This window comes from Streptomyces sp. NPDC056948, from assembly GCF_042674225.1.
Lineage (GTDB): Bacteria > Actinomycetota > Actinomycetes > Streptomycetales > Streptomycetaceae > Streptomyces > Streptomyces purpurascens.
Map to the genome: position 1 here is coordinate 1 of NZ_JBHUQX010000458.1, position 6950 is coordinate 6950.

Below are 6950 nucleotides of genomic sequence, written 5' to 3' on the forward strand. Positions count from 1 at the left end.
CTGGCGTTGACTTTTGGCACGCTGTTGAGTTCTCAAGGAACGGTCGCTTCCTTTGTACTCACCCTCTCGGGCTTTCCTCCGGGCTTCCCTTCGGTCTTGCGTTTCCGACTCTATCAGATCTTTCCGATCCGATTTCCTCGGTGCTTTCCAGGTTCCCGCTTCCGCGTTTCCCTTTCCGGCGGTTCCGACTCTATCAGATCCTTTCGGCCCTGATCCCCAGTCAGTGGGGGTTGTCTTTGCGGCTGTTGGGCCGTTCCGACGTGTCCAACCTTAGCGCGGTCTCTCGCCGTTTCCCAAATCGAGCCGATGTCGAGTCGATCAGGCCGTCGAGTCCCAATTCGAATTGAATTCGGGCACGCCGAAACAACCCCGTTGGGAGCGATCTTGCTAATGGTTGGGTGCCGCTAGTGCGGCGAAAGTGCCGTCGCAGAACCGTTACGGCTCCGCGGCAACCCGAAGAACTTTACGGATCAGGCAGGGGGGTGTCAAGCGGCCCTTGTCAAGATCTTTTGTGTGACCGTCAGTCCAGGTCTGAGAGGCGGCCGCCGGCGTCCGGCTGGGCGTCCTCCACTCTGCGCAACAGGCGGGTCAGGACGCCGCCGAGCGCGGTGCGCTCCACGGGGGACAGGTCCTGGAGCAGGTCCTCCTCGAAGACCGTCGCCAGGCGCATTGCCTCCAGCCACTTCTCACGCCCCTCGGATGTCAGCTCCACGATGACTCGTACGCGGTTGGACTCGTCTCGCTCTCGGGTAACCAGCCCTTCGCCGACCATGCGGTCGATGCGGTGGGTCATGGCGGCCGGGGTGAGGCCGAGGCGCTTGGCGATGTCACTGGGGCCCAGACGGTAGGGAGCGCCCGAGAGCACGAGGGCCTTGAGGACCTCCCACTCCGCGTTGCTGATGCCGAGGGCCGAGGTCTGACGGCCGTAGGCGACGTTCATGCGGCGGTTCAGGCGGGAGAGGGCCGAGACGATCTGCTCCACCTGGGGGTCGAGGTCCTGGAACTCGCGCTGGTACGCGGCGATCTGTTCTTCGAGGGTCGGCTCGCTGGGGCCGGGGGTGTCGCCCATGACGGCAGTATGGCACGGACGTTCTTTGCCTTGAAGTCCTTGGGTATGTACTCTTTAGCTTCGAAGTTTAGTTTCGAAGTCTTCACTCCTAACTTGTGAGAGAGGTGAACGTGACCAGGGCGATGGGCGCAGCGATGCGCCGGATTCACGTGGGTAACGCACTCAGCGCGTTCGGGCTCGGCTTCACGGTCCCGTACCTGTACGTCTATGTGGCGCAGGTGCGGGGACTGGGAGCCATGACGGCGGGTCTCGTGCTCGCCGTCTTCGCTGTGGCCGCGCTGGTCGTGCTGCCGTTCGCCGGGCGGGCCATCGTCCGGCGCGGCCCGCTGCCGGTGCTGCTCACCGCCCTGATCACCGCCGCCATGGGTGCCCTGAGTCTGGGGATCGCGAGCAGTGCGGCGGCCGTGCTGGTGTCGGCTGCCCTGCTGGGAGCCGGGCAGGCCGTGATGCAGCCGGCGCTGGCCACGATGATCGTGGACTGCTCGACGGCGGAGACGCGGTCGCGGGCGTTCGCCATGCAGTTCTTCCTGCAGAACCTCGGGCTCGGTGTCGGTGGCCTCATCGGTGGTCATCTGGTCGACACGACCAGTGCCGCGTCCTTCACCCTCCTCTTCGCGATCGAGGCGGCGATGTTCCTGCTGCTGGTCGTGGTGATGGCGACCATGCGGACGCCGCATGCTCCACGGATCGAGGACGCGCCGGTGGCGTCGGGGCGGGGCAGCTGGAAGCAGCTTCTGGGCAATCGGGCCATGGTGCAGCTTTGTGTGCTGGGCTTCGTGTTGTTCTTCGCCTGCTACGGGCAGTTCGAGTCGGGGCTGAGCGCGTACGGGGTGGAGGCCGCCGGGATATCGACGTCGGCGCTGGGGAGCGCGCTGGCGGCGAACACGCTGGTGATCGTCATCGCGCAGTTCGCGGTGCTGCGGTTCGTGGAGCGCCGGAGGCGGTCGCGGGTGATCGCGGCCGTGGGGCTGATCTGGGCCGTGGCGTGGGCCGTCGCCGGGTACGCGGGGCTCGGGAACGGGAGCCAGGAGATGGCGACGGCCGCGTTCGTCTCGACGTACGCGTTGTTCGGGCTGGGCGAGGCGATGCTGTCGCCGACCGTGGCCCCGCTGGTCGCTGATCTCGCGCCGGAGGGGATGGCCGGGCAGTACAACTCGGCGTTCGCCCTGGTGAAGCAGCTCGCGCTGGCCGTCGGGCCGGCGGTGGGCGGGCCGCTGGGGGCCTCGCTGCACGCGCCGTACATCGTGGCGTTCCTGGTGTTCTCCCTCGGGATCACCGTCCTTGCCGTGCGGTTGGGGCGGCAACTGACCGAGGCGCAGGATCAGCCGTGGCTCGTGAAGAGCCGGGTCGTGGCGCGGGGTGGGGCTCCCGTTTCCGCTGACGTCTGATCCGCCGGCCGCCGGCTAGGTCGTCTGGGTGCGTGGCAGGGCGAATTCGCACCACACCGCCTTGCCGCCGCCCGGGGTGCGTCTGCAGCCCCAGTTCGACGCGATCGTGGCGACGATGGCGATGCCGCGGCCCGACTCGTCGCCCGGTTCCGCGCGGCGGCGCCTGGGGAGATGGTCGTCGCCGTCGGTGACCTCGATGATCAGGCGGCGGTCGGTGCGGCGCAGGCGCAGGCGCATCGGCGGGGTGCCGTGCTGGAGGGAATTGGCGACCAGTTCGCTGGTGGCCAGGACGCCCAGGTCGTGCAGGTCGGCGGGGAAGCGCCAGCTCGTCAGGACGCCGGAGGCGAAGGCACGCGCGCGTGGGGCCGCTTCCACGCCGCCCAGGAGTTCCAGGGCGGCGTTGCGGAAGAGCTCGCCCTCCGCGCCCGTGCGGGCGGGGTGCTGGAGGACCAGGACGGCCACGTCGTCGTCATGGTCGGGTGTCACGCCGGCCGAGCGGACCAGGCGGTCGCAGACGACCTGGGGTGTGCCGGTGGCGCCGGCCAGGGCGCGTTCCAGGGCGGCGATGCCCTCGTCCAGGTCGGCGTCCCGGCGCTCGACCAGGCCGTCCGTGTAGAGGACGGCCGTGGAGCCGGGGCTGAGGGGGATCGAGCCGGAGGAGTGCATCCAGCCGCCGGTGCCGAGCGGGGGGCCGGTGGGTTCTTCGGCGCGCAGGACCGTGCCGGTCTCGTCACGGACCAGGATGGGGAGGTGGCCGGCCGAGGCGTAGACCAGCTTGCCCTCGTTCGGGTCGTGGACCGCGTACGCGCAGGTGGCGATCTGGTTGGCGTCGATCTCGGCTGCCAGGCCGTCGAGGAGCTGCAGGACCTCGTGCGGGGGCAGGTCGAGGCGGGCGTAGGCGCGGACGGCCGTGCGGAGCTGGCCCATCACCGCTGCCGCCCGGACGCCGCGGCCCATGACGTCGCCGATGACCAGGGCCGTGCGGCCGCCGCCCAGGGTGATCACGTCGTACCAGTCGCCGCCGACCGCGGCCTCCGTGCCGCCGGGGTGGTAGGTGGCGGCGACGCGCAGGTCGTCCGGTTCTTCGAGTTCCTGGGGGAGCAGAGATCTTTGCAGGGTCACCGCTGTTTCGCGCTGGCGGCGTTCGCTGGCGCGCAGGCGTTCGGCGGCTTCGGCGTGGTCGGTGACGTCGGTGGCGAAGACCAGGACACCGCGGCCTTCGCTGCCGCCGTCGCCCTGGGCGACCGGGGTGCAGGTGAAGGTGTAGGAGCGGCCGTCGGGGGCCTTGCGGGACTTCACCGTGCGGGGCTTGCCGCTGCGCTGGACCTGGTCCAGGAGGGGGAACAGGCCGAGGGCGTCCAGTTCAGGGAGGACCTCGCGGGCGCGTTCGCCCAGGGGGCGTACGCCGAAGGCGGTCGTGTAGGCGTCGTTGACGTAGGCGATGCGGTGGTCGGGGCCGTGGACCAGGGCGACGAGGGAGGGGACGCGGTCGAGGACCTCGCGCACCCGCAGCTCGTCGACGGCGGGTACGGACGATGCCTCGTCGGTCAGTTGTTCGACGCGGGCGGCGGGTACGGAGCCGTCCCCCCGCCGGTCCGGGGAGGCCGTCTGCTCGGTCCGCGCTGCGGCGCGGCGCTGCGTTCCGGGGAGCCGGGCGCTCCAGCGCGTGAAGTTCACGAATCCTTGCCTCGTGTAGTCGTCGGCGGCCGGCACCGGAACCGGCCGGGGCCCCGGGGGCCCGCACCGGGGCGAGCGGTGGCACGCCCACGGTGGTGGACCAGTCTGGCAGTGTGCGGACCGGACCGGCATCCGTCAGACGCCGGGCCGGCCGGTGGAGTTCCTGGGTCCGGTCAGGACGACCCCTTCGGGTTGTGCGGGGGGTCTTGAGAAGGCTTTCCACCGGCCGCGAGTTCGAACTCCGCCCGGGGGTGTTCGAGTGAACCCAGGGAGACGATCTCCCGTTTGAACAGGCCGGCCAGGGACCATTCGGCGAGCACGCGCGCCTTGCGGTTGAAGGTGGGCACGCGGCTGAGGTGGTAGGCGCGGTGCATGAACCAGGCGGGGTAGCCCTTGAGCTTGCGTCCGTACACGTGGGCGACGCCCTTGTGCAGGCCGAGGGAGGCGACCGAGCCGACGTACTTGTGGGTGTAGGTGGTGAGGGGTTCGCCGCGCAGGGCGTGCACGATGTTGTCGCCGAGGACCCGGGCCTGGCGGACGGCGTGCTGGGCGTTGGGGGCGCACTCTCCGCCCGGTTTCTCCGCGGTGACGTCGGGGACGGCCGCGGCGTCTCCCGCCGCCCACGCGTGCGTGGTGCCCTCGATCGTCAGTTCCGGCGTGCACCTGAGCCGTCCGCGGCCGTTGCGGGGCAGGTCGGTGGCGGCGAGGACCGGGTGGGGTTTCACGCCGGCCGTCCAGACGACCGTACGGGTGGGGAAGCGGGCGCCGTCGCTGAGGGCCGCCACCCGGTCCGCGCAGGAGTCCAGGCGGGTCCGCAGACGTACGTCGATGTTGCGGCGGCGCAGTTCGGTGACGGTGTAGCGGCCCATCTCCTCGCCGACCTCGGGCAGGATGCGGTCCGAGGCTTCGACGAGGATCCACTTCATGTCCTCGGGCTGGATGTTGTGGTAGTAGCGCGCGGCGTAGCGGGCCATGTCCTCCAGTTCGCCGAGTGCCTCCACACCGGCGAAGCCGCCGCCGACGAAGACGAAGGTGAGGGCCGCGTCGCGGATCGCGGGGTCGCGGGTGGAGGAGGCGATGTCCATCTGCTCGATGACGTGGTTGCGCAGGCCGATGGCCTCCTCGACGGTCTTGAAGCCGATGCCGTGTTCGGCGAGGCCCGGGACCGGAAGGGTGCGCGAGACGGAGCCGGGGGCGAGGACGAGTTCGTCGTAGGCCAGCCGCTCTCCGCCCGTGCCCTCCTCCTCGGTGGCGAGGGTGCTGACGGTGGCGGTGCGTTTCGCGTGGTCGACGGCGGTCGCCTCGCCGATGACGACACGGCACCGGTCGAGGACACGGCGCAGCGGTACGACGACGTGCCGGGGCGAGATGGCGCCGGCGGCGGCCTCGGGGAGGAAGGGCTGGTACGTCATGTACGGGTCGGGTGTGACGACCGTGATCTCGACCTCGCCCCGGTCCAGTTCCCGTTTCAGTCTGCGCTGCAGGCGCAGGGCCGTGTACATCCCGACGTAGCCGCCACCGACAACGAGAATGCGCGCACGTTCCTTCACCATCCCATGACGCACCCGTCGCTTGCGTTTGTCCACAGCCTCGACCAATTGTGTGACCGGAGCGGAAGAGCGCGCGGAGTTGGCCGGATTATCGAGCTGTGATGGATACCCGCAGGTCAGCGGGGGTGGTACGGGGGGCGTGCAGGGGCACATTCAGGACGTATACGGCCCGTACTCCGATCGGTGGGCGCTCCGTGCGGAACGTGCCCCTTCTGAATTGACTCCCTCTCAACTATGTTCGTGTGTCGACGGGGTGTAGGGGGATGCGCTCACCGGGTCCGCGACGGGCGGGCCCGCGGACCCGGGCCTGTTCCCCCGTCCCGGCATCGAATGGCGGGGAGTCTCCGGGGGGAGACGTCATTACCGGGGGAATGCGTATGCATGTTCAGGATTCTCATTGGTCGTCCGCATCCGCTCTTACGGCGGGTGGCGCGACGTTGAGCGCGGCGGTGGGCAGCGGACGCGGGGACGGCCCGCGCTCGACACCGCTGCGCGTGGACGCACAGCGCAATCTGGAGCACGTGCTGCGTGCGGCGCGCGAGGTCTTCGGCGAGCTGGGGTACGGCGCGCCGATGGAGGACGTGGCGCGGCGGGCGCGGGTCGGTGTGGGGACGGTGTACCGGCGGTTCCCGAGCAAGGACGTCCTGGTGCGGCGGATAGCCGAGGAGGAGACCTCCCGGCTGACCGACCAGGCGCGTGCGGCGCTCGGGCAGGAGGACGAGCCGTGGTCGGCCCTGTCGCGCTTCCTGCGTACGTCGGTGGCCTCCGGCGCCGGGCGGCTGCTGCCGCCGCAGGTGCTGCGGGTCTCGGTCGAGGAGGACCGTGCCGGTCAGGCGCGGGTGCCGCAGCAGCGGACGCAGCCGGGCACGACGGAGCTGCGGCTGGTTCCGGAGGAGCCGGTGGCGGTCGCCGCGGTACCGGCGGTCGCCGCGGAGGACGACGCCGGGGCGTCGGCGCTGCTCGAGGTCGTGGGTCAGCTCGTGGAGCGGGCACGTGCGGCGGGTGAGCTGCGGCCGGACGTGTCGGTCTCGGACGTACTGCTGGTGATCGCGACGGCCGCGCCCTCGCTGCCGGACGCGGCGCAGCAGGCGGCCGCCTCGGCCCGGCTGCTGGACATCCTGCTGGAGGGGCTGCGCTCGCGGCCGTGAGCCCGCGGGGCTGTACGAGGCCTTCGGGCCCGGGCGGGATGTCCCGGGCCCGAGCCGGACCTCCGGGTCCGGAGCGAAAGGGGAGTCTTCCCCAAAGGGGTGATGGCTAGTACTGGCG

At 70.5% G+C, this 6950-nt stretch carries 5 protein-coding genes; 2 read left to right on the forward strand and 3 right to left on the reverse strand.

Annotation, left to right across the window (positions count from 1 at the left end):
• Positions 1 to 520: 520 nt before the first annotated feature.
• Positions 521 to 1069 carry a MarR family winged helix-turn-helix transcriptional regulator gene (locus ACFTZL_RS38135; RefSeq protein WP_382592985.1) on the reverse strand — a complete coding sequence of 183 codons (549 nt, stop codon included), beginning with the start codon at positions 1067 to 1069 and terminating at the stop codon, positions 521 to 523.
• 122 nt (positions 1070 to 1191) lie between these two features.
• On the opposite strand from ACFTZL_RS38135, the gene ACFTZL_RS38140 reads away from it, so the two are divergent.
• A complete protein-coding gene (locus tag ACFTZL_RS38140; protein WP_382592996.1) occupies positions 1192 to 2457 on the forward strand; it encodes an MFS transporter in 1266 nt (421 codons plus the stop codon).
• 15 nt (positions 2458 to 2472) lie between these two features.
• On the opposite strand, the gene ACFTZL_RS38145 is transcribed toward ACFTZL_RS38140, so the two are convergent.
• Positions 2473 to 4134: a SpoIIE family protein phosphatase gene (locus tag ACFTZL_RS38145; RefSeq protein ID WP_382592988.1), complete on the reverse strand. Its 1662-nt coding sequence runs from the start codon at positions 4132 to 4134 to the stop codon at positions 2473 to 2475.
• A gap of 173 nt (positions 4135 to 4307) precedes the next feature.
• Positions 4308 to 5687, reverse strand: coding sequence for an NAD(P)/FAD-dependent oxidoreductase (locus tag ACFTZL_RS38150; RefSeq protein WP_382592990.1), 1380 nt, complete (start codon positions 5685 to 5687; stop codon positions 4308 to 4310).
• A gap of 374 nt (positions 5688 to 6061) precedes the next feature.
• Between ACFTZL_RS38150 and ACFTZL_RS38155 the strand changes: the two genes are divergently transcribed.
• The gene (locus ACFTZL_RS38155) at positions 6062 to 6832 is read left to right on the forward strand and encodes a TetR/AcrR family transcriptional regulator (protein ID WP_382592993.1); all 771 of its coding nucleotides are present in this window, start codon (positions 6062 to 6064) and stop codon (positions 6830 to 6832) included.
• Positions 6833 to 6950: the final 118 nt, after the last annotated feature.